Raw genomic sequence first — 23,437 nt, forward strand, 5'->3', positions numbered from 1 at the left:
CGAAGCCGGCGCCCTGGCTTCTATCGGCTCGATCGGCGACTCCTACGACAACGCGCTGGCCGAGTCGCTGATCGGGCTCTACAAGACCGAGTGCGTGACTCGAGACGGACCTCTGCGCACCGTCGGCGACCTCGAACTGGTCACCGCGTCCTGGGCGCACTGGTTCAACACCAGCCGCATCCACTCGAAGCTCGGCCACGTTCCGCCGGTCGAGCACGAACAGAACTACTACGCTCACCAAGCAGCCCGAGAAGATCCACTCTCGGGAGAACCCAGCCTCCACTGAACCCGGGGCGCTTCACCTTGGCGAGTTCGGAGACCCGGTGGCGCAGCTCCTGCGGCTGTGTGACTTCGATCAGCGGGCCGAGGGATAGCACGTCGGCTGCGGCGTGCTCGAGGGAGTGCACCTGGAAGCTGACCTCGACCCAGCCCCGCGAGTCCGGGGCTGCGGCCGGTACCGGCCGCAGCGGTTGGAGACGGCCGAGCACGGCAGCCTGGGTCAGCCCCTGCGGCGCGATCCATGCCCCCGCGCGCTGGGCCCGCTGCCCGCGCGGGCGCCATCGGGGACCGACGGCCGGCACGGATGTGTGCTGGTCGAGTAGCGCGAACCCGCCGCCAGGTCCGCGTACGGCGAACACGGGCACACCAGCCACGGACAGGGCCTCGACGTCGCGCAGCACCGTGCGTCGACTGACCTCCAGACGGTCGGCGAGCTCGGCTGCACTGAGACGGCCCTGGCCCTGCAGCAGTGACACCAGGGCGACTAGCCGGCCTGCCCGCATCGCGGAAGCATGGACGAGCCTTCGAGTAGGCGACAAGAGATGTCACCTTCCAGGTCTAGCGTGGCGCATCCGGAGGCGGGATGCGCCACGCCTGACACCCGCGGGCCCGATGAAACGGGTCCATGGAGAGAGGACCTGCGATGCCCGGCATGGAGGTCGAGGGATCAGGGACACCAGCGGACCCGTGGATCTTGTCCACGCCCCCGGGCACCTCGCAGTTCGAGAGCCACCGCGAGCCCGAGGCCGATCCCCCGGCTCTGGTGGTGCGGGTCGGGACCACCGAGCTGCGCTACCACCTGCGCTGTATCGAGGACCTGCACGAGATGCTGATCGCACGCGGGGATTGGGTGGCCCTTGGCAACGCCGACGAGCAGAAGCCTGCGAAACCAGACACCGTCGAAGCGTGGGGGCGAGCTGACGACAACCCGGTCGGCGGGTGGTACGGCCTGAAGAAGGGCCTGCGCGGCCGCTTCGGGAACTACGTGCCCCCGGTCCTGGAGGCCCTCGGACTCGCCGAGCTCGAGCACAACAACCGCAACAACCACATCCGCGCCCTGCCCGAGCCGACCCCAGCCGGCCCCGGCGGGACGGACTGATCGGACTCCAGCCTGCTCAGCCCTCCGAGTACGGGCACGCCTACATCGAGTTCCTCGGAACCACCGCAGCCGACTCGAGGTCCATGTCGACACACCAGTGCCGGAAACTTGTCCAGGAGTCCCGATGGGAGCGCTCCGTTTCGCCAGCGAGCATCGTGTGCAGCGGCGGTGGAGGTTCCGGTTCGTGCCCTTCGGAGCCGATGGTTGATCAGGCGTCGGGCTCGAGGACGTCGTCGAGCCAGGCGACGAGGACCGCCGCCGTCCTGCCAGGCACCGCGGTCAGGCGCTCCCGGATCGAGCGCGCCAAGGCGAGCACGGCGGCGTCCTCGGGCGCCTCGACCGCCCCGGTCAGCTGCCCGGCCTCCTCGAGCACGGCGTCGCGAGACCCCGCGGCGAGGCCCTCGCCTTCCAGGACGTCGACGTTGGCCAGGATCGAGCGGGCGGTGATCGCCGCCCGCTCACGATCGACGGACACGGGCGCAGCCATGACCGCGACGATAGTCCCGGTCATGGTTCGATCCGACCCCGCACGCCGCAGCCACCACCTCACAGCGACCGCCTCGGACCGCCATCAGCGGGCCGTCGCGGGCTCCCAGCGACGCAGGGCCTCGAACGCCAGGCCGACACCCAGCGCCGCCGGCGCGTCGATCACGCCGGCGACCAGCAGCGCCGTCGTCCCGAGGAACACCGGCAACCGCGAGGGCAGCAGGTCACGCACCGTGCGCAGCGTGGTCGCCACGGTCTCCCCCACCGGCTCGATCCATCCCGACGACGCCGGACGGGACACGGACACGCCAGCCGGGCGTGCGATCTCGACCGCTGCGCCGACCGGGGCCGCAGGGGTCGTGGGCGGCGGCAGCACGTCGCCGTCCGCCGAGCGCTTCGCGGCAGCGGTGGGCTCGTCCTTCTGCTTCTTGGCCATCTTCTCGACGCTACGCCGACACGTCTCGTTCACCCTGGCGCGTCGTCCCGCAGCCCCGCGAATTTCCAGGCCACCGCAACGACATGGCGCTCCCGAGAGCGCCGAGGCCTCGTGGGGCCTCCGCGTCGCGCCTCTGACTCGGGTCCCCCCACCCGGGGCGGTTCAGGCCGCGCTCGACCGGCTGATTCCGGGATGTCGAGCCCGCCGTCTCTAGCCGGGCGTGGGCTCGGCGCCGGCGGCGCGGGTGACCTCGGCCAGGCGCTGCTCCAGGAAGGCGCGCTCCGCGGCGTTGGCCGTGAGCTCCATCGCGCGCCGGTACGACTGAGCCGCGCCGGCGGCGTCGCCGAGGCGGCGCAGCATGTCGGCGCGGGTGGCGGGAAGGTAGGGGTAGTCGGCGAGCCGGGAATCGGTCGCCAGCTCGTCGAGGAGCGGCAGGGCGGCGGCCGGACCGTCGGCGAATGCCACGGCGGCGGCCCGGTTGAGCGCGACCACCGGGGTGTTCCACACCGCCAGCAGCCGGTCGTAGAGGTGCACGACGCGCGGCCAGTCGGTCTGCTCCAGGGACGGCGCGATCGCGTGCACGCCGGCGATCGCCGCCTGCAGGGTGAACCGCCCCGGTGGGCCGGACGCGAGCGCCCCGGCCGTCACGGTGAGCCCCTCCAGAATCGCGCGCTGGTCCCAGCGCGTCCGGTCCTGGTCGGCGAGCAGGAGCAGCCGCCCGTGCTCGTCGGTCCGGGTGGCCCGGCGCGCGTCGGTGAGGAGCAGCAGGCCCAGCAGGCCGCGGGTCTCGGCCTGCTCGGGGAGCAGCGCGGCAAGGGTGCGCGCGAGGTGCAGGGCCCGGTCGCAGAGCTCTTCGCGGACGAGCGCGTCCCCTTCGCCGGCGGTGTGGCCGGTGCTGAAGAGCAGGTGGACGGCGGTGAGCACGCTGTCGAGGCGCTCGGGCAGCTCCGCCCGACCCGGAATCCGGTAGGGGATCCGCGCGTCGGAGATCTTCTTCTTGGCCCGGGTGATCCGTGCGGCCATCGTCGGCTCGGACACCAGGAAGGCCCGGGCGACGTCGGGGGTGGGAACGCCGCAGACCAGGCGCAGGGTGAGGGCGACGCGGGCCTCGGGTGCGAGGGTGGGGTGGCAGCAGGTGAACACCAGCCGCAGCCGGTCGTCCGGCACCGCGGCGTCGGGCCGGTCCGGGTCGGCCGGGTCGGCCAGGTCATGCGGATCGACGGTCGCCGGCTCCACGAGCAGCGGGAGCTTGCGCCGGAGGGTGACCTCGCGACGCAACCGGTCCAGCGCCTGGTTCCGCGCTGCCGTGGTCAGCCACGCGCCGGGCCGCTCCGGGACACCGTCCCGGGTCCAGGCCTGCAGCGCGCTGACGTACGCCTCCTGCGCGCACTCCTCCGCGACGTCCAGGTCGCCCGCGACGCGCACCGTGGCGGACAGCACGAACGCCCACTCGGAGCGGTGGGCGTGCGCCAGCGCCGTAGCGACCGCGTCCGTCGGCAGGGCGGACGCGGTCGGCTCGTCGCCGGGGACGATCAGAACGGGTTCGTCGTCGGGTCCACGACCGGGCGGACCTCGACGCCGCCGCCGGGGGCCGGGCACAGCTTGGCGATCTCGAGGGCGTGGTCGAGGTCGCGCGCCTCGACGACGTAGAAGCCGCCGAAGGCCTCCTTGGTCTCCACGAACGGGCCGTCGGTCACCGTGCCCGCGGTCTTGATCGTGGTGGCCGTCGTCGTGGGCGCGAGCGCCTCCCCGCCCGCCAGGGACCCACCGAGTTCGAAGACCTGCTTGACAAAGGTGCTGTGGGCGTCGATCACCACGCCTCGGGCGACAGGTTCGCGTAGAAGGCCGGGTCTTCGTAGATGAGGATCGCGTACTTGGCCATGGAGCTGTCTCCTGCACTGGGTCGCGGGCCGGCCTGTCCGGCTCCGTCATCAGCGACGACGAACACTCTGCCGCCGAATCGACAGCCTCGCCTCCATCTTCTTCAAGATTTTCCCAGCGCCGCCGCCGTGCCTGCCGGAGTCCGCAGCGGGCGCTGCGGTGCGCTGAACACAGGAGCGACTACTCGTTTGCCACCTCGCCCTCGAGGTCGGTGGCTGCGGCGATCGTCGGAGGTCATCCGGTCGTGCGACGCTGGCCCGACCGGGTTGAGGGGTCAGCCGAGCAGTCATCGACCTCGTTGCCCGAAGGGCCGCCGTGACTTCTCGCTGGTCGACGAACGCCGCCGATGAGGCGTTCTCCATCACGCCGACATGGCCGCGTCTCGACGTGGTCGTCGTACGCGTCGTCGGGGAGATCGACATCCTGACCGCCTCCATGTGGCGGGACGCCATGCGGCACGCGCTCGTCCCGACGCCGTGTTTCGAGACCCACTCGACTCGTCGGGTGCTGGTCGCCGACCTGTCGGCGGTCACCTTCCTGGGCGCCTCCGACCTTCATGTGCTGCTCGACATCGCCGATCAAGCATCGAGCGCCGCGGTCGATCTACAAGTGGTGGTTGCAACGCGGCGGGTGTTGCGGATGCGCACGTCCTGGGCGTCGACCGCGGACTCTCGGTGTTCCGCGCGGTCGACCATGCGGTCAGGCCGTCCCAGCCTTCCTGAGGCCGTGAGGCGGGGGGGCCCGGCGCCCGAGGGGGGAACGCTCGCCCCGCAGGGCGTCGTGCCTCAGCACCCGGGTCAGGTAGGCCAGCTCCGAGCCCATGTTCCGCCCAGCACTGCCTCCGCTGGTGTGCCGTTCTTGGCCGCCATCGAAGCGAGGCCTGGTCGAGGTCGAAGAGGCGGTCGTGGTCGGCGAGGTCGCGATAAGCCACGTCCGTCTCGGTCGGGGCCGATTCCTGGCGCCGATAGGCCTCGCGCAGCCGGGCCGCGGCCACCGCGTGGGCCGGGTCGGTGATGCTCTGATGACGAGCCCAGCACCTGGCATGGTGGGCGACCCGGGCGCCGTCGCGGCCGTCGGCGAGGGTGACCACGACGTGCTCGAGGTCCGCGGTGACCAGCACCCGGCGCCCGACCGCGGCGGGGTCCACGGAGTAGTCGTTGCCGTCGAGGCGGACGTAGTGATCCCGGGGCAGGCGCAGGCTGCTGGCCCAACCCGACGTGGGCGCGACCGGTTCCCGGCTGACCTGATCTCGTTTCTTGTATAGAGTCGACGTCCGTCGTGTGGTTTGACCGTCGGCGAGACGGTCCGGAGCGGTCGGTCGACCGTTCCGCCACCGGCCTTCAGCAGGGCGCGACGCGGGGAGGTGGTTCGTGTTGCCTGACCGGTACCCGGAGTCGGGATCGGCGCCCATGGTCGGCGCTGACGGGGTGATCGCCGCCCGTGACGGGGAGGCCGACACGGCCCCCGAGAGCTGGGCGAGCGCGTCGGCGCCGGGCGCGGCGTACGCGGGCACGACGGTGCGTCGGGCGGCCGATTTCATCGAGTCCTGCGCGGACCGGCCAATCGGGCTGGCCGACATCGCCGCCGCGGCCGGGGTCGGGCCGCGCGGGACGCAGTACGCCTTCCGCCGACACTGCGGCACCACCCCGCTGACCTACCTGCGCCGGGTCCGGCTCGCCCCAGGCGCATGCCGCCCTGCGCGCCGGCGACCCCTCCCGCGGCGACACCGTGGCCGCCATCGCGTCCCGGTGGGGCTTCACCCACCCCGGCCGGTTCTCCATCGAGTACCGGCAGGTCTTCGGCCGCCCACCCGGCGAGACGTTGCGACGCTGAGGACACCTGCCATGGACGACCACCGCGACACCCCGCACACCGACATCCCGGACCCCGCCGCCCTGGTCGTGCGCAGCGAGTTCTCCACGACCGACCCCGGTCGCGCCGAGGACTTCCTGCGCCGTGGCTACATCGCCGAGACCAAGGCCACCATCAGCGGAGTCGCCCCCGACTTCCGGCTCGACCACCAGGCTCTGGCCGCCCCCCGCTTCGCGCTCGCCCGCGTGCAGGTGGCCATCGACCTCGTCTTCGAGTCCGAGCCCGCACCGGACGACCCCTTCGTGGTCGTGCAACCCGTCGGCGGACGCTTCGCCTACACCGAGACCGCCTACCCCAACGTCGCGGTGGACACCGGCGACGTCGTCCTCATCCCACCGCAGGGCAGGATGCGCACCGTCTGCGAGCGATTCGACCTCGCCATGGCCCAGCTCGAACGGCCCGCGCTGCACGCCTACGCCGCCGCCGCCACCGGCATCGACCCCCGACACGTGCACTTCGAGGGCATCACCCCCCGCACCCCGAGGCTGGGCCGGCACTGGAACGCCACCGTGGCCCACGTCCGCGACGACCTGCTCGCCGACCCCTGGGCCGGCAGCCAACCGATCATCCTCGAGCAAGCATTCCGGACACTGGCCGCGGCGTTGCTCTCCGCCGTGCCCAACACCGCCCTCGCCCACGCCACCGACCCCGAGAACCGCCCGCCACGCGGCGACGTCTCCGCGGTGAGGCTGCGCGAGATCGCCGACTTCCTCGACCACCACGCCGACCAGCCGATCGGTCCCACCGACATCGCCGCCCACGCCGGACTGCCCTACCGCGAGGTCGAAGCGGGGCTGCGACACCACCGGGGTCAGCACCCCGCCGAACTGCTCTGGCAGGCACGGCTGCGCGGTGTGCACCGCGACCTGCTCGGCACCGACCCCGCCTCGGGGACCACGGTCGCCCAGCTGGCCGCTCGCTGGGGGTTCCCCCGCGCCGGCCGGTTCCGGGTCGCCTACACCGACGCCGTCGGCGAGACCCCCGAGGACACACTGCGCCGGTGACCTCACCGCCCTCGTCGGGAGCGCTGCTCAGCGAGTGGTCGCGCCGGCGCCCGGCCCGGCGAGCAAAGCGCTGACCCAGACGTCGGGAAGCGCAGAGCGGTCCGGTCGAGGAGACGACCGGCCGCTCGTGTCCATCACGTTCGGCAGCGTCTCCGCCGGTTTCCCTCACGCCTCCGCGATCTTGCAGAGCCCGGGCTGCAGCCGAGCCGCCGGAGGCATCGGTCAGGTGCCTGCCGGCCACACGCCCCTGTGCCGGCCCGAGTGGGGATCGCTTCGAGTACCTCTCCGCCCAGTTCGTGGGAACGACATGCTGGTCCTCGGACAGCACCTGTTCCGCGGGCTGGCGCCTCGGCGTCGGGCGGCGGGGTCCACGACGGCCAACGCCCTCTCGAAGACCGCCACTGCCCGACCGCGCGCCGTTGGCGCCGTTGGAGCCGGCGCCGCCGTTGCCACGGCCCCGGGCATCGCCCGGGCGTTCCCAGGGCTCGAGGTGCTCTTCGTCGGTGCTGGAGCTTCGGGGGACCGGCCGCGCTACGGCACATCCCGGTTCTGGGTACGGGTATGCGGCCGCCAGCACTCGACCGCTCGTTGCTTATGGCAGATGCGAATATTCTAAATTCCTACGGCTGCTGACGACGCCTGAATCCTGCCCCCTCTGCGGCGGGTGAATTTGGACCCCCTTGCCGATGGGAAGGGGTGTCGAGGGTGGAGGACTGGGCTGAGATCCGGCGCCTGCATCGGTCGGAGGGGATGCCGATCAAGGCGATCGTCCGGCGGTTGGGGGTGGGGCGGAACACGGTGCGTCGGGCGCTGGCGGCCGAGGAGCCGCCGAGAATCAGCGTCCGGCGAAGGGCTCGATCGTCGACGAGGTCGAGCCGCAGGTCCGGGAGCTGCTCGCGGAGTGGCCGTCGATGCCGGCGACGGTGATCGCCGAGCGGATCGGTTGGTCGCGGTCGATGACGGTGCTCAAGGAGCGGGTGCGGGAGCTGCGGCCGCTGTATGCGCCAGCGGATCCGGTGTCGCGGATCGAGTACCGGCCCGGCGAGCTCGCCCAGTGCGACCTGTGGTGCGAACACCTCCTGTTCCTCTCGGAGACGGCGGGCCGCTGACGGTGTGTGAGCCGATCGCAGCTCGGTCGCGTCGTCGGGACCGAGTGGCAAGCAGCGCCGGCTGTAGGTCCTGGGGACAGCACGCGCCGCGACTCCGCAAGCACGACGACTTCTCCGGGAACGCCGCGATGCCGCGAACCACGAACGGTCGGTCCGCCGCATTCCTCCTACGAAGGGATGGCCGACGACGACATCAGGACCAGCGGATCGACGACTTCCGGGCATGGTCCGGCTGATGGTGGGGGTCGGGTGGCGGCGCAGATGGTGGCGCCGACGGCGGACCGCTGAACCCTGTGTCGGGGCCGAGCGGGCATTGCTCGTGCTGGGGTCGGTCCAGGTGGGGGCGCCGTGCGGCGCTAGGTGAGCTGCCTCGCAATGTGCGTGCGCCTTCGCGTCACCAGAGGTGCCGGTGTCCGGCTGCCTCGCCGTCCCCGAGCTCGCCGCCAACCCGATCAACGAGTGCGTCTCCAACAGACGATAAGAAGACGATGTGTATCTTGCAAAAGTTGTTTTGCCTGAACGTCGCCTTGAACCGTCGGAACGACGCGAGACATCCGCACGATGCGCGACTCCGGCTGAAATGGTCGAGATCGGACATACCGCGAGCAGGCCGCCTCAATTCATCTCTCTCTCACGTTTCTCGTGGACGGTGACGCCGTGCCCATCGGAAAGAAGATCACGGTCATCTCCGCGAGTGTCGGGGCCGGCCACGACGGACCTGCCCGCGAGATCACGCGGCGCCTGCGCAGGCGCGGGCACCTCGTCGCCTGCCACGACGGCCTCTCGATCCTGCCCGGGCGCCTGGGCGCGTTGCTTCGCGACGCCTACTTCGCCCAGCTGCGGCTCGCGCCGGCCAGCTGGGGCGCGCTCCTGGAAGCGAGTACCGGACGCCGCGCCGACACGCTGATCCAGGCGGTCCTCGACCGACTGGTCACGCGCACCCACGAACTGCTCTCGGAACCGGTCGACGCGATCGTCTCGACCTATCCGCTGGTCAGCCAACTCCTGGGCCGCCTCCGAGACCAGGGCACGCTGAAGGTTCCGGTCATCAGCTATCTGACCGACGCCGCCGTCCACCCCCTGTGGCTCCACCCCGGCGTCGACGTGACCCTGTGCCCACACACCTGTTTCGCCGAGCAGGTCAGCACCTCAGCGCACGCCCGCGAGGGTTCCGTCACTCCATGCGCCCCGGTCGTCGACGGCGCGTTCACCCGCGCCTCGGCCCCGGGCGCTGCTCGAGCCGTGCGCGCCGCCCTCGGCATCCGCCCGAACCAGACGATGGCGCTCGTCACGTCCGGATCGGCGGGCACCGGCAACGTCTGCGCAGCCGCCCGGGACCTCGACGCCTGTGGCGCGACGCCCGTCGTCGCCTGCGGACGCTCCACGGCACTGCGGCGACGCGTCGAGCGGCTCGGAGTCGGCCCGACCTTGGGGTGGGTCGACGACATGCCCCACCTGGTGGCCGCAGCCGACGTCGTGGTCCAGAACGCCGGCGGCCTCGCGTGCTGGGAGGCGCTCGCAGCGGGCCGACCGGTTCTGTCCTACCGCGTCCTCTCCGGCCACGGGCGGGCCAACGCCGCTGTCCTGGCGGCGGCCGGGGTTGTCCCGTGGGCCAGGACTCGCCGGGAGCTCGGTCTCGCGCTGGCCGGTCCGCCGGCCCCGGTGCAGCTCCCCTCGCGGCCGGATGCAGCAGAGATCATCGAGCGCGTGGCGCTCCGCACCGACCACGATGCCGCAACACTGCGGCCCCGTGGGCCCGCCGCGATGGCAGTGGGGGCACGGTGAGCTCACGGACCACGCAGGTCGGTGGCGCCCTCGCAGCCACACTGCTCGCGGGCGGAGCGCTCGCGCACGCCGGACCGGCGTTGGGCGCGATCGGACCGTTGCGCCGGGGGCTCCTGCCGCGATACGCAGGACGGGGCGCGAGCGACCACGTCGCCCTCACCTTCGACGACGGACCCCAGCGACTGTCGACACCCCGCTTCCTCGACGTGCTCGCCGCTCACCGGGTGCGAGCCACCTTCTTCGTCATCGGCCGCGCCGTGGCCGCCGACCGTCCCCTGGCCCGCGAGATGGTCGCTGCCGGCCACGAGCTGGCGGTCCACGGGTGGGACCACCGCCTGCTGCTGCGTCGCCGCGGCCACAACATGCGCGACGACCTCCGGCGAGCTTTCGACATCGTCGCCGACGTTCGAGGCCACCCCCCGCGCTGGTGGCGCCCGCCCTACGGCGTGGCCAGCGGCGCCGCCCTCCACACCGCTCGAGAGCTGGGCCTGCAGCCCGTGCTCTGGACCGCGTGGGGCAGGGACTGGACCACGCGCTGCTCGCCGGCATCGGTCCGCCGGCGCGTGATGCGGGTGGCCCAACCCGGCGGCTGCGTCCTGCTCCACGACGCCGACACCTACTCCGCGCCCGGTTCGTGGATGTCCACCCTGGGCGCACTGCCCGGCCTGCTGCACGCGTGGCAGCAGGCTGGGCTTTCTGTCGGTCCACTCGCCGAGCACGGCCTGACCCACGCCGGCTCCAGCCCCGCGCGGTCGGCGAGCCCTGGCCGAACTGGGGGCACGAACTGAGTTGCCCGGCCGAGGCGGACTGCCGGTCCTCGCCGGCCGCCCGACGTGAGTCGCGCGCGAAGTATCGACACGGGCCGAGAGGTCTCCGCCGAACCCGCATCCGGCTCCGTGGTTCGACCCGCCGGATCGAACCGTCCACCCGTGGAGCCAGCGACTGTGGCGACGGCGCCGCGTTCGAGACGATCGAGCCCCACGTACCGAGAGAAGCGGAAGATCCGAATGGCGACAGGGTGGTTCATCACCAGCGCAGACGGCTGGCAGCCCCGGCTCTACGAAACCTTCTTCGCGTGGGTCCCCTGGGGTCGGCGCTTGCGCCGCCAGGAGACTCAACCCATCTCCGCGGTCCTGGACGAGTACGTGGCCCCGGGCACGCGCGTGCTGGAGATCGGGCCTGGGACCGGCGCCTACACCGGCCTGCTCGCCGACGCGGGCGTCGCGGTCGAGGTCCGCGAACCCTCACCTTCCATGCGCGACTTCCTCGTCCGCCGCGCCGCTCGCAAACAGTGGGCCAACGTCGTCGTCGCTGACGGATGCCTGCCCCGCCCTCTGAACGTCGAGGTGCGCCACGAGCTCGTGATCGCCATCGGTGTCCTCAACTACATCGATGACCTCGGCGCCGCATTCGCGGCCATGAACGAGGCGCTCGAGCCTCACGGCGCCATCGTCTGCAACGTGCCCACCGGGGAGCGGGCCGCCGGCGCCCGCTACCGCTTCATCGAGCGCCTCGGGAGGCGCCGCGTCTACCGGCGCACCCGCTCCGAAGTCGCGCGCACGGCACGCTCATGCAACCTCGAGCCCACCGCCGGACCCATACCGGCCGGTGTCACAGACCTCTACGTCCTGACACCCCTACGCCCGAGCATCGATCCCACAGCGGGAGCCGCGATGACCCCTCGAATTGACGTGCGTCGGAAGTCCTGAGTCCATCTCAGCTCGAGAGCGGCATCCTCTGTTCACGAGCACGTGGAACGACAGCGAGCACTTGTGTGCAGCGTCAGATCCGCAGCGCTCGTCGTGCTTGCATCCGCCTCCGGCAACAGCGCGTGGGGGGCGGCCGACGTTGGCGTTAGCGACCGGACGGCAGGTCCTGGCTCACGTCAGGATGAGCCATCGGGCGAGTTCCTGGACGCATTCGGTCATGTAACCACCGGCCCCGTTGGCCCAAACCAGCCGACTCGACTCGTGGTGAAGCTGCATTTCGACGGCAATCCAATTAGGACTGAGTCGGTCCCGGAGTTTGACGTGATATCGGCGACGGCTGCTCTCGGGTGTCCACCACTCGCGTTCGACATCCCACTCGCCGCTGACCAGTGCGAGGTAGACCAATTCACCTGGTCCGTTTCGACACGGTGCCAGCCGCGTTCGGACGCGTCGGGTGCGGTTCTCGGAGCGTTCCCGCGCGGTGGCCGCCGGCTCGCCGGCTCGCGAGCCGCGAGATCCGGTCGGGGCGGTCCGCTCGCGGTCGGTCCCACCCACGCCACGAGCGCCCCCACCGCTGGGCCCGGCCTCGACCAGGGTGCGGGCCGCCGTGGACGCCGCGCCCCGCAAGCGGCGTAGCCACTCCGTAGGCCCCGGTCGCAGCTCGGGATCACGGCTGAACCCAGCCAGGACCAGATGCCGGTCCTCCTCAGGGGTGTGAGCGAGAAAGGGATGCGCGAAGAGTGCGGCGGCCAGGTCCTCCGCCGTGGCCGGAGGAGGGGCGCCGAGCAGGACGAAGTAACCCAACGCAGCAAAGCTGTACCGGTCGCCGGCCGGGGTGTACTCGCCGTCACTCCACACCTCGGGGGCGGCGAAACCCGGAGTCCCGGCCGGAGTGAGCGTCTCGTGCGAGCTGAGCCTGACCAGCCCGAAGTCCACCAGGGTCGCCCGTCCCACGTCGTCGGCGATGACGTTGCCCGGCGAGAGGTCACCGTGGACGACGGCCCGCCCAGACGGGGTAGCGAGGCCGGCATGCATCATCTCGAGGACGTTGGCGACCTCTTCGAGCAGCCGCAGGCCGGCGACGGTGCCCTCCCGACCGGGATGGAGCAGCATCCAGTCGCGCAGCGGCAACCCGGGAACCCAGTTCATCACGAGGTAGAGCGCGCGGTCGGCCACGCCCGCCGGGCCGCGCTCTCCCCGGTCGGACCGAGCGTGTGGCGGCGCTCCCACGAAGTGTTCGCGGACGCCCACCACCCCGGGATGGGTGAGGAACCGTAGGAGCTCGGCCTGTTCGGCCCAACGCCGGCTGGTCTGGTCGAGGTCAGCTGAGCCGCCGGGGTGACAGACCTTGACCGCGACCGTCTCCGGCACCCCGGCGAGGTCTACTTCGGCCCGCCAGAGAGTCGCCTCGCCGCCGCGGCCCTCGAGTCGGACCAGGCGGTACTTGTCCGGTTCGACATCCGGGCCGGCGTAGAACTCGAATCCCACGATCCCTGTCTCCCACCATCGCCGGCTCCCCCGACGGTAACCACAGCGACGAACCGCGGCACACACCATCGACCCGCAAAGTCCACGTGCGGCACCGTGATGCCCCATCAACCTCCTGCCAGCGCCGGAAGACTTTCCAGGCCGGTGTCTCGCCGCCGGGCGCAGGTCCGACGGCGATGTTCACGAGGATTCACAGGCCGGGGTGGGCCAGGTCGACTTCGACGCGTCCGGCGATGGCGGCGTGCCCGGGGCAACGTCCCGGCGCTTGTGTACGTCGGCGACCGCGGCCGCGACGGCTAGAGCGACATAGCGGACCGGGTCCACGTCGGGCCACGTCACGGCGTCCAGGCCTCGGCTGCCCAGGCGTGGGAGCAGGGTCAGCGACATAACCTCGGCCGGACCCCCGGAGATGTCCACCGTGACCCGGAGGAGCACCTCCAGCAGGGGGTCGTCGAACTCGACGCAGCAGGTCCGACCGGCGGCGTCGTCGCTCGCGAGGAGCCGGACCGCTCCGCGGCCAGCCGCCCCCCTCACCCCCACGGGTACGGCCCCCCGGGAACCTGCCGCCCGTCGACGGCCGGTGGATGCACGGGCCCGAGGCGCCCGGGCCGACTCGGCCCGGACCCGAGCGGCGCGAGGGCGCGGTCGAGCACACCGACGAGCACCCGGTCCCGGTCCTCGGAGGACCCCACCCGCCGCTCCACGGCGTCGAGGCAAGCATTCGTCAGCTGCGCGAGACGGACGAGGTCCCGCCGACGGGCCCAGCGGCCGCCGGTCGGCCGGTCCCGCAGAATCGCGGCCACCAGCATCCGGCGTTGCAGCAGCAGGGAGTCCGGAGCCTGCCGGTAGTGCGCCACGATCACCGCCGACGCGACCGCGCCCATGACACCGGTGTGGTCGGGCCCGATCGAGGCGAGCGCGGGAGCCCGGGTCACCAACGCCGGCCGGACCTCGTCGCCGACCCGATCGTTGACCTGCCGCGCAAGCTGCGCCAACCCCGGATGCGTGCACGAGGGCCGGTCGCCGAACCGCTCGCCGGCCAGCAGCGCCGTGTACTCCATCAGACACGCCCCCGCCGTCGGGTCGCGATGCGCGCCGCGGGAGAGCAGGGGCAGCGCCGGCGGGGCCGGGGCGGAATCGACAGTTCGTCGCACAGTACCACGCTCGCCAACCCCTCATGTGACGACGATGTGCGCTCTCCTCGTGTTCTCACGAACGCCGCCCACACTGACGCGCACGGGTGGAGCGACCGTCGCCGTGGGGTCGCTCAGTGGCAAGAAAGGCCGTACACACCGCAGTCGTGCAGTTGCTAACGTCTTCGGCGACTGAGAACAAGGGGTCGGCCGTGTCTCGTAGTAAAACAGAAAGAGCACATCGACCAAGCCGGTCGTCGTCAGTGTTGCGCAGCCACTTCGCCACGAATGACTTCGACGAGGCGCGTGCGGTACTCGCCGCCGCCTACGGGGAGCACGACGCGGTGCTGCGCGGCGAGCAGGACCGCTTCTACTACGCCGCCACGGCGGTCGAGGTCGACGGCCTCCGGATGGACCAGATCGACTACCGGTCACGGGTCGAGAGCCGGTGCTGCCCACCTGAGGACAGGTTCGTCGTGGGGCAGCTCCGCGACGGTGTCCTCACCCAGGACCGCGGGGCACACCAGCGAGTGCTCGGCCCGGGCGGGTTGGTGTGGTTCGAGCCAGGGCGGCCACAGCAGCTGCTCTCCGAGGACGTGTCGTTCGATCTGGTGCGCCTGGATGCGGACGTGCTGGGCAGGGTCGCCGCGGAGATGGCCGGCGTCGACCCGGCCAGGTTGCGATTCCACCCCAGGGCGCCGGTGTCGGCCGCGAGGACCCGTTACTGGTCAGCGACCTACCGGTGGATCGCCGAGCACGTGTTCGGCCGCGAGGAGGTCGCCGTCGAACCTCTGATCCGCACGGAGGCGCTGCGGACGGTGGCCCGGGCGACGTTGTTGGCGGTGCCGAACACGGCGCTCGACGCGCTCGCCGACCGAATTCAGCCAGCCGCACGGCGGGCGGAGCCGGCGGCGCTGCGACGGGCGCTGGAGTTCATGGATGCGCATGCTCACGAGGACGTCGACATCACCCGCATCACGGCGGCCGCCGGGATCGGCGTCCGTGGCCTGCAGGCCGCGTTCCAGAGACATCGTGGTCAGACGCCGCTGGAGTATCTGCGCCGAGTGCGGTTGGAGAGCGCCCATCGCGATCTGCAGGCCGGCGACCCCACCCGAGGCGCCACGGTGCGCGGAATCGCCGCGCGGTGGGGCTTCGCCCACCCTGGCCGGTTCTCGGTGCTCTACCGCCGCACCTACAGGTGCTCCCCGAACGACACGCTACGACGCTGACGAGCCCGGCTAAGGTCGCCGCCGTGGCAGCGGGAGCTGGTCGGGCAGCCGATTGACCAGCCCCGACATGCCGCCGAGGAAGCCATGGACCAGCTGCCCGACGAACGACCCCGCGACAGCCGGGATCGTCACGGGATCGGATTTTGCTGGAGCAGGGGCTCCCTACATCACGACGGTCACGACGGTCGACGGGCGGCTGCCCGTCCCCGCGCCAGCCATGAGCAGGCACGTCGCCCACCTCGCGAGCTCCCCGCGTCCCATGGGTCTGGTTCAAAGCCGATCTTTGCGGCGCAACACCAGCGGTCGCAGAAACCACAACAGCGCGACACCGACCGCCACGACCGCTGCAGTCGACACAGCAGGGGGCATCGAGAATAAAATGGAGGTCACTAACAGGGTCGCACCACACAGAGAAGCCCCGAGGAACGCCAAGCCCCAGATAGCGTAGCGATTGAAGCGCAGCAACATGGCCTCTTTGTCCCGCTGGCGGAACAGGAGGCGGTGCTGCGCCGCGGGCGCCACCAGCAGCAGGGTCGCGCCCGCTGTCGTGAGCAACGTGGCAAAGTAGATATCGCGTTCTACCATACTGATCTTGGAGAAGCCTGCCTGCAACGGAGGGGTCAACAGGAACCCGAACAGCACCTGCACCCCGGGCAGGGCCACACGCAACTCGTTCAACAATTCGCCGAGTTCCCTGTTCACTCGCTGCTCGCGCGTTTCCTCTGCTGAGCCGCTCACCCGATCCCTCTCGTCCACACTGTCTCCGCTTGCCGCCTCCGGCGGTGATACCCCGCCGCCGAGCGCTGCCCCTCCCCGGATCGTCACGACCGGCGGCCGCGACTCGCGGTCGTCGCGGCGAGAGCGCAGCGCAACGGGTGCAGGAAGCGCATATCCAGATGGCCGATCTCAGTCGGGCCCATATCGACGTGGAGGTCGTCTCGCTGCCGCAGAGCCGGCCCGCGTCACGGCGGGCTCGAGCGGGAGATCGTCCTGTTCCACCTCGGGATGCGGATCCATCGGGCTGCGCGCGGTCCGACAGTGGCTGCCGGTCATGCGCGCCGCGAACGCCATGGGCGAACTGCAGAGCAGCCTGACAGCCCGCTGCTCGCGAGCACCACGTTCACGGGGTTCCCGGGACCGGCGGCAGCACATGGTCATCCAGTACCGGCGCTCCTTCGACGAGCTCGAGTGCTGGGCCAACGACCTCGAGCACCACCACCGCCCCGCGCAGGCCGCGTTCTTTCGACGCAGCGTCTCCAACGGCGACGTCGGCATCTGGCACGAGACCTACCGCGTTCCGGCGGACGGGCAGGAAGCCATCTCCGCGAACATGCCCGTCATCGGCCTCGCCGCGGCGACCGGCCTCGTCCCACTCTCACCGAGGTCTCGCGTCGGCGAGCGTCTCGAGGCTCAGGACAGCCAGCGATCTCGGTCCTGACCCTGACGCCGCGCGCAGGCTCTTAACCCCGACCATCCCCGGGAGCAGCTCCCGCGTTCAGCGTCGCGATCCCGACGTGACAAACGCTCGACGACGTCCTCCAGCTCGTCCGCCGCGACGGCCGCGCCAGCCAGTGCAGCGTCCGTACTACCCGTCGTCGTCCAGCCACACCACCGCCGACTGCCGTGGATTCGCGAGCTCGGCGGCGAGCCTCCAGCTCGCGGCATCGTCAATCGGCGTCGGCCTCGAAGCCAGGCACGGTGTGCAGCCCACATCAGCCACTGTTCGCTGGACCGTGTCCCGGTGAGCCGTTCTTGCCGTTGCTGGCGGTGCCGCTCGCCGAGCTGCCGGTGCCGCCCTTGCCGCCGTTCCCGGCGGCCCCGCCGGAGGAGTCGGTGTAATTTCCACCGTCTCCGCCGTTGCCACCCGCGGCCGAGCCGCTGCCGGCCGAAGCGTTGCCGCCGTCGCCTCCCGTGCCGGCGACGGCGACGCTGGTGTCGCCGCCGGTGCCACCACGTCCGCCGGCCGCCGAGCCGCCCGTGGTGGCAGCGTCCCCGCCCCGACCGCCGCCTCCGCCGCCGACGTCGTAGTCCCCGTACCCCCCAGCGCCGCCCTGTCCTCCGACGGCGGAGCCGCTCGGCGCCGAGGCAGTGCCGCCCTGGCCGCCTTGACCTCCCAACGAGCCGCTCGCGCCGCCTGCACCTCCGTTGCCGCCGTCTGCCGTGCTCGCAGCTGTGCCGGTGGAGCCAGTTCCTGCGAACGCCGCCGCGTTGCCGCCTGCGCCACCGTTGCCGCCGTTGATGCCGGCGTCCGCCCCCGGAACCTGCCACGTCGACCCACCGGTGCCGCCGGTGCCGCCGTTGGCGGTGGCGCTACCTCCTGGTGCGCCGCTGCCGTTGCCGCCGGTCGCGGTGGCCGTGCCACCGTTCCCGCCGGGGCTCGTGCCGCCGCTGGCTCCGGGGGCTCCAGCTCCCCCGGTCGCGACGGCGGCGCCGCCGCGGCCACCGGTACCCGCCGCGGTGCTCGTGCCGTCCTGTCCCGTGCCCGGCGCGCCGCCGTTGCCGCCGGTCGCGACCGCATTCGCGCCGGCGCTCCCCGACGTCGTCCCGGTGGTGCCGGTGGCGGTGGCGTTGCCACCGTTGCCGCCGTTTCCGGGGGTGGCGGTGGCGTTGCCGTTGGCGGCGCGGGTGGTGCCGTCGCCGGAGAGCCCGCCCTGGCCGCTGTTGGCGGTGGCATTGCCGCCGGCGGCGCCGTTGCCGCCGGTCGCGGTCACCGGGGTGCTGTCCCCGGGGGTGCCGGTCTCGGTGTCGTTGTAGCCGTTGCCGCCGTTGCCGGCCTTCGCGGTGGCGTTCCCGCCGACCCCGCCCACGCCTTGGGTGGCAGTGCCGCCCGAGCTGGTGGTGGCGGTGCCGCCGTTACCACCGGCGCCTCCAGCGGCGCCGGCGCTCTGCCCGGGGGTGGCACCGTGGGCGGGGGTGGCGTCGGCTCCGTTGGCGCCGATGACGGTGGCGTTGCCGCCGGCCCCACCCGCGCCGGCGACGGCCGTGGCGGTGCCGTCGGCGCCGCGGGTGCTCCCGGCCCCGCCCTGGCCGGCGGTGGCTGAGGCGGTCCCGCCGTTGCCGCCGTGGCCGCCGGTGTCACCGATTTCGCAGACCAGGCAGGTGGCGGGGCCGGTGCGGTTGTCGGTGACGCTGCCCCCGGCCCCGCCCGCCCCGGCGGTCGCGGTCGCGGCCCCGCCGGCCCCGCCGGCGCCCTGGCTGCGGGTGCCGTTGACGGTCCGGGTCCCGCCGGTGCCGCCGGCGCCGCCGGTCGCGGTCACCGACCCGCCCGCGGCCCCGTCGGACACGACCCCGTCCTGGATCGGGGTGCCGGTCGTGGGATTGACGGTGATCGTGGCGCTGCTCCCGGCGGCGCCGCCGGTGCCGGTCGCGCTGGCCGCCCCGCCGGCGCCGCCGGTTGCCACGTTCGAGCAGCGGCCGTAACAGACCGCCTTCCCGCCGTTGCCGCCCTGCCCGCCGGTCCCGCCGGCGGTGGAGCCACTGCCGGCGGTGACGGTGGCCTTCCCCCCGGCGCCGCCGGTGGCCACGTTGGTGCAGATCCCGAGGCAGTAGGCGGTCCCGCCGTTGCCGCCGGCCCCACCGGTCACGAAGGCGCCGCCGCCGTTGCTGGCGCTGCCGCTGCTGTCGTGCCCGGGGGCGCCGGTGGCGACGTTGGTGCAGGTCCCGATGCAGTAGGCGGTGCCGCCCTGGCCGCCGTTGACCCCGGGCTGGCCGACCGCGACGTTGGTGCAGGTGCCGAAGCAGTACTCGGTGTTGGTCGCGGTGTTGGTGTAGGCGATGTAGCCCTTACCCGAGCTCACCGTGTACCCCGACCACGACGACGGCGCCCACCCGCTCGGCATCGACCCCGCCGACCCCGACGACCCGGAGCTGACCTTCCCCGTCCCCGACCCGGTCGAGGACGAGCCGCTCGAGGTCCCGCTGGTCTTGGGGGGGTTCGGTGTCAACGTCGCGGTCTGCCCGCTGCCCCCGGCCCCGGGTGCGCAGGCGGCGTGCACGATCCCGCTGCCCGGCTCGACGGCCACCACCGCGGGGGAGAATCCAACCGGGGTCGACCCCAACGAGCTCCACGAACCATCGGCGGAGCGACCGAGGGTGGTGACGGTCCCGGCGGTGTGGTCCGCGGTCAGCACATGCCCGGTGGCGGGGTCGAACACCGTCGCGATCGGGCCGGCGCCGACCGGCACCGACTGGGTCTGGGTGTAGCCGCCATGCCCGGTCGGCGCGTAGACCCGCACCGCGTTGGTCATCGGGTCGGCCTGGAACACCTCACCGCTGCCCGGGTCGCTAGACACCGCGTGCGCCAGCAGCGCCGCCCCCGCCGGGGTCAACACCGTCGGCGTCGCCGACGCCACCGACGAGGTCACCCCCAGCGGCAACAACAACGCCGCCGCCGCGGCCAGCAGCAGCCACGGCAGCCGCCACCTCGACCCGGCCCGGGCCGCGCCCGGCGCGAGGTTGGGTGTGGTCGGGACCCGACGATGCTGAGGTTGCCCGAGCGCCACGACTGTTCCCCCTGCTGTGTTCGCCGCCTCCGACCGCGGCAACCGGTGCCACGCGAATGAGTGACACGAATCACGGACGGTAGGTCCACATGGAGTCGCACACAATGAGGATCCGGTTGAGTTTCGCTAGCACCTGGGTGAATCGACTCGTGCAGTCCCGCGTCCAGCGGCAGCTGACTACGAACGGTAAGTGCATCGTTACGAGACCGCCGATCCCGATCATCGCTTGATATAGGTGGGCGCCCCGCCCACCGACCGGATCCCGTCGGGAGGAGCCGTCCATGAGCAGCCAGGTCGAACCGGGTCCGTCGCGCCGGCCCGCCGTCCTCATGGCGGTGGGGCTGGGGTGGATCGGCGGGCACTTCACCGGCCCCGGGCCACTCCCCGATCAGCTCCTCGTCGCCGCGGCGCAGCCATATCGAGCGCAGCACTCGAGGATCTCCCAGTCGGCCTCGCCGTCCCTCTCGGCCCGCCAGAGGAGTGAACGAGTGGGACCTGCCGACGAAGTCTTGCCGACCCTCCCAACGGGCGGCCCTCGGTCCGATTCGGGAGACGACAACCGGCCTGACATCCTCGGTCCGTGACTCGGGTCGACGTACAGAGCACCATCACCATCCAGCGGCCTCGCGCGGAGGTCGCGGCTTTCGCGAGCGACCCCGACAACGCAACCCGGTGGTACCAGAACATCGAGTCCGTGGAATGGGAGACACCTCGTCCTGTGCGCCCGGGCTCTCGGATCGCGTTTGTGGCCACCTTCCTCGGCCGGCGGCTCGCCTACACCTACCAGGTGCGCGAGCTGGAGCCTTGGCGTCGGTTCGTCATGACCACCGCTCAAGGACCGTTCCCCATGGAGACGACCTACTCCTGGGAGGACACCGCCGACGGCGGGACGCGCATGGTCTTGCGCAACCGTGGCGAGCCGTCCGGCTTCGCCGGCCTCGGCGCACCATTCGTGGCGGCAGCGATGCGCCGGGCCAACACCAAAGACCTGTTGACCCTCAAGAACGTCCTCGAGGCCCCCGCGGGAAGCCGAGACGAAGTGCACTGAGCCGCACGGCCCGCTTGGCGGTGGCGCCGCGCTCGCCACGCGGACGCTCACTCCAGATAACTCGAACACGACCTGCTTGGCGGTCAGCGGGCTCAGTGGCACGGGAAGCCCAGGAAGTGGCGCGAGTCGTGGACGAACTCGTGGACGACCATGGTGTTGCCGAACAGCGAGGTCGCGCCTTCGTCGAACCCGATGAAGTAGAGCAGCAGCAGGCCCAGCACGAGCGAGCCGACCAGGACGGGCAGGTTGCCGACCACCGTGGTGGCAGTGGCTCGGGTGCGCGCGGCGGCGCCGGCAGTGGTCACGGGAGGTCCTCTTTCCGGGATTGAGCGAGAAACGACGTTAGGTTGAGCTACGGCAAAACCTCAACACCCAACGACTTGATGAAGTGTTGGGGGCGAGGGTGTCGCGGCGGGCAGCGCGGCCACCCGGTCCGGTCGCGCGGCGCTCCGCCGACCTGGCTCGGTTCCTCGGAGCGAGGCTCAGCGGCGTTCTTCGACGGCCTACGCCCGCACGTGCGTTGTCGGCCCATCGACCGCGTGGCGACGTGGGCTTGCCAGGTCCTAGCCATCGGTGGGGTACACCCGGCGGGTGGTGCTCTCCGCGGCGAGCGCGCGCTCGACGGTCATCGCACTGTCCTTGCTGGCCACCGTCCTGATGGTGGCCGCAGTGCGCGCCGAGCCTCACGGGCTCGCCGGTGCCCGCGTGATCCGCAGGTTCGCCGGCGTCTGCGCCGTGCTGGCCGCCGTCGTCGCCCTGATCCCCGAGCGGTGATCGCGCCAGCAGGACGGACGAGCGATTCCCTTGCGGACAGCGCCGGCCCCGGGAGTCGCTGAGCTCACGCCGCGAGCATTCGTCGTCCGGAGCGTGCCTGCCGCCGACCGCCGGGCGGGCACCGCCACCTCACCCATTCCACGGCAGCAGATGTCGCCGTCGCGGCCTTGACGGCGACGGCGCCGGGCTGTCGTACTACTTGGCGTGTAATGCCGATCACACGGCCACGGCGGGGTGGCGAGGGGAGACGGCGGAAGATGATCGCGCGACTGGTCAACGTCCTCGCACTCGGGTTCGTGCTCAGTCTGGACAACTTCCGCACCTCCCTGCTGTTGGGCCCGCTGCGGATGAGCCGGCCCCGCACCGTGCTCGTCGCGCTCAACTTCGGGCTCTGGGACGGGCTGGCGCCGCTGCTGGGACTGCTGATCGGCGACTACGTCGGCAACGCCATCGGCCCGATCTCCGACGACATCGGTCCGCTCGTGCTGCTCGCCTACGGCGCCTACCTGCTCATTCGCGCGTGGCGGGAGCCGGCAGGCGCAGCCGACGACGAGTTCGCACAGTCATGGACCCTGTTCGGACTGCCGCTGCCGCTCTCCATCGACAACATCGTCGCCGGGACCTCGCTGGGACTGCTCGGGGTGTCCCCCTGGCTGCCGGCGCTCATCTTCGGCGTCACCACCGCGGTGATGTCGTTGGTCGGGCTGGTACTCGGCCGCCTGGCCTTCCGTCTGGTCTTCAGCCGCGTCAACATCCGCTACGAGATCGTCACCGGCACCGCCCTGATCATCGAGGCCGCCGTCCTGTTCTTCCTCGCCGGCCGCGGCAACTGAGATGGAGGTCGCCTCTGTCGAATAGGCAGGGGTGATCGGCCCTCGACGTTGGGCATCGGTGCTGGTCAGGGCGTTGTGGGCCCGACGGGGCCGGGTGGGTGGAGGCGTGTCGGCTCGACGCGCGGTCAGACTGATATGCGCGGGTTGGGTACCGCATGACCGGGTGTTCGTCGGGAGCGTTCCGCGAATCTAGGGGCGAGCGTCGCCGCGTCCCGGTCGATCGGGGCGGGGTTGCTCATCGTTGCGTCGCGGGTCGCTCCTCGCGCTGCCTGCATCCTCACCCGGCACCCGCCGGGGTCCGTGGAGGCCGAGCCAGAGGCTCAGCCGGTTCTCGCTGCGGCCGCTTCTTTGAGGGTGGCCAGGCTCCAGCACCAGCCGGCGAGTTCGCGGGCGACCGCGACGGCGGCGACCGTGGGGCGCTTGTTGCGGTGATCGAGGCGGGTCCAGCGTTGGTGCAGGCGTCGGTTGCCGGCCTCNGCGCGATCACGGACCGCGGCNGGTTGCCCGTCGGCACGTCGGGCTCGTTCCCGGCTCGAGCGCAGTGGACGGCGGTGGTGCCAGGCCGACTCGACCAGCAGGCGACGGGCATGGGAGTTCCCGGTCTTGGTGATCCCGCCCTGGACCCGTCGGGCGCCGGAGGAGAACTCCGAGGGCACCAGTCCGAGGTAGGAACCGGTGGTGGCGCCGGTGAAGCGGTGCCAGTCGGCGACCTCGACGCAGAGCCCGGTCGCGGTCAACGTCGAGACGCCCCGCAGACACGACAGCCGCCC

27 protein-coding genes and 4 pseudogenes are annotated in these 23,437 nt (G+C 71.9%); 16 read left to right on the top strand and 15 right to left on the bottom strand.

The window, feature by feature from the left end; genetic code table 11:
• Positions 1–286 (top strand): integrase core domain-containing protein (locus A3CO_RS39555; RefSeq protein WP_018333278.1); only part of this gene is annotated, 286 nt, incomplete at its 5' end.
• Positions 287–314: 28 nt separating this feature from the next.
• Here A3CO_RS39555 and A3CO_RS40415 read toward each other — a convergent pair.
• A pseudogene (locus A3CO_RS40415) lies at positions 315–581 on the bottom strand (WCX domain-containing protein); the annotation flags it as partial.
• Positions 582–596: 15 nt separating this feature from the next.
• Positions 597–782 (bottom strand): annotated as a pseudogene (locus A3CO_RS39560) (helix-turn-helix transcriptional regulator); the annotation flags it as partial.
• A gap of 149 nt (positions 783–931) precedes the next feature.
• On the opposite strand from A3CO_RS39560, the gene A3CO_RS0116570 reads away from it, so the two are divergent.
• On the top strand, positions 932–1,378 hold the full coding sequence (locus A3CO_RS0116570) for a DUF6855 family protein (RefSeq protein ID WP_033414569.1): 447 nt from the start codon (positions 932–934) through the stop codon (positions 1,376–1,378).
• A 208-nt stretch (positions 1,379–1,586) separates the two neighbouring features.
• Here the strand turns inward: A3CO_RS0116570 and A3CO_RS0116575 are convergent, their stop codons facing one another.
• The 4 genes from A3CO_RS0116575 to A3CO_RS34995 form a co-directional block, all read right to left on the bottom strand.
• On the bottom strand, positions 1,587–1,865 hold the full coding sequence (locus tag A3CO_RS0116575; protein ID WP_157647645.1) for a hypothetical protein: 279 nt from the start codon (positions 1,863–1,865) through the stop codon (positions 1,587–1,589).
• An 84-nt stretch (positions 1,866–1,949) separates the two neighbouring features.
• Positions 1,950–2,300: a hypothetical protein gene (locus A3CO_RS0116580; protein ID WP_018333369.1), complete on the bottom strand. Its 351-nt coding sequence runs from the start codon at positions 2,298–2,300 to the stop codon at positions 1,950–1,952.
• A gap of 210 nt (positions 2,301–2,510) precedes the next feature.
• A complete protein-coding gene (locus tag A3CO_RS0116585) occupies positions 2,511–3,740 on the bottom strand; it encodes an RNA polymerase sigma factor (protein WP_026204688.1) in 1,230 nt (409 codons plus the stop codon).
• 92 nt (positions 3,741–3,832) lie between these two features.
• Entirely contained in the window at positions 3,833–4,114 is a 282-nt protein-coding gene (locus A3CO_RS34995) for a YciI family protein (RefSeq protein WP_211214495.1), read from the bottom strand.
• A 454-nt stretch (positions 4,115–4,568) separates the two neighbouring features.
• On the opposite strand from A3CO_RS34995, the gene A3CO_RS40420 reads away from it, so the two are divergent.
• Positions 4,569–5,195, top strand: coding sequence for an STAS domain-containing protein (locus tag A3CO_RS40420; protein ID WP_425393414.1), 627 nt, complete (start codon positions 4,569–4,571; stop codon positions 5,193–5,195).
• A gap of 4 nt (positions 5,196–5,199) precedes the next feature.
• Here the strand turns inward: A3CO_RS40420 and A3CO_RS40425 are convergent.
• Positions 5,200–5,760: pseudogene (locus A3CO_RS40425) on the bottom strand (Mu transposase domain-containing protein); the annotation flags it as partial.
• Positions 5,761–5,909: 149 nt separating this feature from the next.
• Between A3CO_RS40425 and A3CO_RS39570 the strand changes: the two are divergent.
• From A3CO_RS39570 to A3CO_RS0116625, 6 genes and pseudogenes are all read left to right on the top strand, one after another.
• Complete coding sequence (locus A3CO_RS39570) at positions 5,910–6,014, top strand: helix-turn-helix domain-containing protein (RefSeq protein ID WP_018333374.1); 105 nt, start codon at positions 5,910–5,912, stop codon at positions 6,012–6,014.
• Between the two features lie 11 nt (positions 6,015–6,025).
• The gene (locus A3CO_RS0116600; protein WP_018333375.1) at positions 6,026–7,057 is read left to right on the top strand and encodes an AraC family transcriptional regulator; all 1,032 of its coding nucleotides are present in this window, start codon (positions 6,026–6,028) and stop codon (positions 7,055–7,057) included.
• 696 nt (positions 7,058–7,753) lie between these two features.
• Positions 7,754–8,124 (top strand): annotated as a pseudogene (locus A3CO_RS36975) (helix-turn-helix domain-containing protein); the annotation flags it as partial.
• Positions 8,125–8,823: 699 nt separating this feature from the next.
• On the top strand, positions 8,824–9,951 hold the full coding sequence (locus A3CO_RS39575; protein WP_157647646.1) for an MGDG synthase family glycosyltransferase: 1,128 nt from the start codon (positions 8,824–8,826) through the stop codon (positions 9,949–9,951).
• Positions 9,948–10,739, top strand: coding sequence for a polysaccharide deacetylase family protein (locus A3CO_RS39580; protein ID WP_018333377.1), 792 nt, complete (start codon positions 9,948–9,950; stop codon positions 10,737–10,739). Before A3CO_RS39575 ends, A3CO_RS39580 begins: the two co-directional genes overlap by 4 nt.
• A gap of 219 nt (positions 10,740–10,958) precedes the next feature.
• Positions 10,959–11,660: a class I SAM-dependent methyltransferase gene (locus A3CO_RS0116625; RefSeq protein ID WP_018333378.1), complete on the top strand. Its 702-nt coding sequence runs from the start codon at positions 10,959–10,961 to the stop codon at positions 11,658–11,660.
• 171 nt (positions 11,661–11,831) lie between these two features.
• Here A3CO_RS0116625 and A3CO_RS32690 read toward each other — a convergent pair whose 3' ends face one another.
• The 3 genes from A3CO_RS32690 to A3CO_RS35980 all read right to left on the bottom strand — a co-directional run bounded on the left by A3CO_RS32690 (position 11,832) and on the right by A3CO_RS35980 (position 14,302).
• Positions 11,832–13,148 (bottom strand): serine/threonine-protein kinase, encoded by a 1,317-nt coding sequence (locus tag A3CO_RS32690; RefSeq protein WP_026204689.1) that lies wholly within the window; start codon positions 13,146–13,148, stop codon positions 11,832–11,834.
• 180 nt (positions 13,149–13,328) lie between these two features.
• Complete coding sequence (locus A3CO_RS0116635) at positions 13,329–13,682, bottom strand: hypothetical protein (protein WP_157647647.1); 354 nt, start codon at positions 13,680–13,682, stop codon at positions 13,329–13,331.
• Positions 13,679–14,302, bottom strand: coding sequence for a hypothetical protein (locus A3CO_RS35980; protein ID WP_084681986.1), 624 nt, complete (start codon positions 14,300–14,302; stop codon positions 13,679–13,681). The genes A3CO_RS0116635 and A3CO_RS35980 overlap by 4 nt, the downstream gene beginning before the upstream one ends.
• 242 nt (positions 14,303–14,544) lie before the next feature.
• Between A3CO_RS35980 and A3CO_RS32700 the strand changes: the two genes are divergently transcribed.
• Entirely contained in the window at positions 14,545–15,510 is a 966-nt protein-coding gene (locus A3CO_RS32700; RefSeq protein ID WP_018333381.1) for an AraC family transcriptional regulator, read from the top strand.
• A gap of 9 nt (positions 15,511–15,519) precedes the next feature.
• Here the strand turns inward: A3CO_RS32700 and A3CO_RS40055 are convergent, their stop codons facing one another.
• Together A3CO_RS40055 and A3CO_RS0116655 are read right to left on the bottom strand one after the other, a co-directional pair.
• Complete coding sequence (locus A3CO_RS40055) at positions 15,520–15,642, bottom strand: hypothetical protein (protein ID WP_281167693.1); 123 nt, start codon at positions 15,640–15,642, stop codon at positions 15,520–15,522.
• Between the two features lie 138 nt (positions 15,643–15,780).
• The gene (locus A3CO_RS0116655; RefSeq protein WP_018333382.1) at positions 15,781–16,266 is read right to left on the bottom strand and encodes a DUF6328 family protein; all 486 of its coding nucleotides are present in this window, start codon (positions 16,264–16,266) and stop codon (positions 15,781–15,783) included.
• A gap of 265 nt (positions 16,267–16,531) precedes the next feature.
• On the opposite strand from A3CO_RS0116655, the gene A3CO_RS32705 reads away from it, so the two are divergent.
• A complete protein-coding gene (locus A3CO_RS32705) occupies positions 16,532–16,948 on the top strand; it encodes a monooxygenase family protein (RefSeq protein WP_281167694.1) in 417 nt (138 codons plus the stop codon).
• A gap of 274 nt (positions 16,949–17,222) precedes the next feature.
• On the opposite strand, the gene A3CO_RS40060 is transcribed toward A3CO_RS32705, so the two are convergent.
• Positions 17,223–19,307 carry a hypothetical protein gene (locus A3CO_RS40060; protein ID WP_157647648.1) on the bottom strand — a complete coding sequence of 695 codons (2,085 nt, stop codon included), beginning with the start codon at positions 19,305–19,307 and terminating at the stop codon, positions 17,223–17,225.
• 1 nt (position 19,308) lies between these two features.
• Between A3CO_RS40060 and A3CO_RS0116685 the strand changes: the two genes are divergently transcribed.
• From A3CO_RS0116685 to A3CO_RS0116700, 3 genes are all read left to right on the top strand, one after another.
• Positions 19,309–19,713 carry a hypothetical protein gene (locus A3CO_RS0116685; protein WP_018333385.1) on the top strand — a complete coding sequence of 135 codons (405 nt, stop codon included), beginning with the start codon at positions 19,309–19,311 and terminating at the stop codon, positions 19,711–19,713.
• Positions 19,714–19,749: 36 nt separating this feature from the next.
• The gene (locus tag A3CO_RS0116690; RefSeq protein WP_018333386.1) at positions 19,750–19,995 is read left to right on the top strand and encodes a hypothetical protein; all 246 of its coding nucleotides are present in this window, start codon (positions 19,750–19,752) and stop codon (positions 19,993–19,995) included.
• A 597-nt stretch (positions 19,996–20,592) separates the two neighbouring features.
• A complete protein-coding gene (locus A3CO_RS0116700; protein WP_018333388.1) occupies positions 20,593–21,060 on the top strand; it encodes an SRPBCC family protein in 468 nt (155 codons plus the stop codon).
• Between the two features lie 92 nt (positions 21,061–21,152).
• Here A3CO_RS0116700 and A3CO_RS0116705 read toward each other — a convergent pair whose 3' ends face one another.
• The gene (locus A3CO_RS0116705; RefSeq protein ID WP_018333389.1) at positions 21,153–21,365 is read right to left on the bottom strand and encodes a CbtB domain-containing protein; all 213 of its coding nucleotides are present in this window, start codon (positions 21,363–21,365) and stop codon (positions 21,153–21,155) included.
• Between the two features lie 286 nt (positions 21,366–21,651).
• On the opposite strand from A3CO_RS0116705, the gene A3CO_RS0116710 reads away from it, so the two are divergent.
• Both A3CO_RS0116710 and A3CO_RS0116715 read left to right on the top strand, forming a co-directional pair.
• On the top strand, positions 21,652–21,834 hold the full coding sequence (locus tag A3CO_RS0116710; RefSeq protein ID WP_157647649.1) for a hypothetical protein: 183 nt from the start codon (positions 21,652–21,654) through the stop codon (positions 21,832–21,834).
• A gap of 257 nt (positions 21,835–22,091) precedes the next feature.
• Positions 22,092–22,667 (top strand): manganese efflux pump MntP, encoded by a 576-nt coding sequence (locus A3CO_RS0116715; RefSeq protein WP_018333391.1) that lies wholly within the window; start codon positions 22,092–22,094, stop codon positions 22,665–22,667.
• Between the two features lie 320 nt (positions 22,668–22,987).
• Here the strand turns inward: A3CO_RS0116715 and A3CO_RS0116720 are convergent, their stop codons facing one another.
• Entirely contained in the window at positions 22,988–23,431 is a 444-nt protein-coding gene (locus A3CO_RS0116720) for a transposase (protein WP_425393415.1), read from the bottom strand.
• Positions 23,432–23,437 lie beyond the last annotated feature (6 nt).

This window comes from Actinomycetospora chiangmaiensis DSM 45062, from assembly GCF_000379625.1.
Classification (GTDB): domain Bacteria; phylum Actinomycetota; class Actinomycetes; order Mycobacteriales; family Pseudonocardiaceae; genus Actinomycetospora; species Actinomycetospora chiangmaiensis.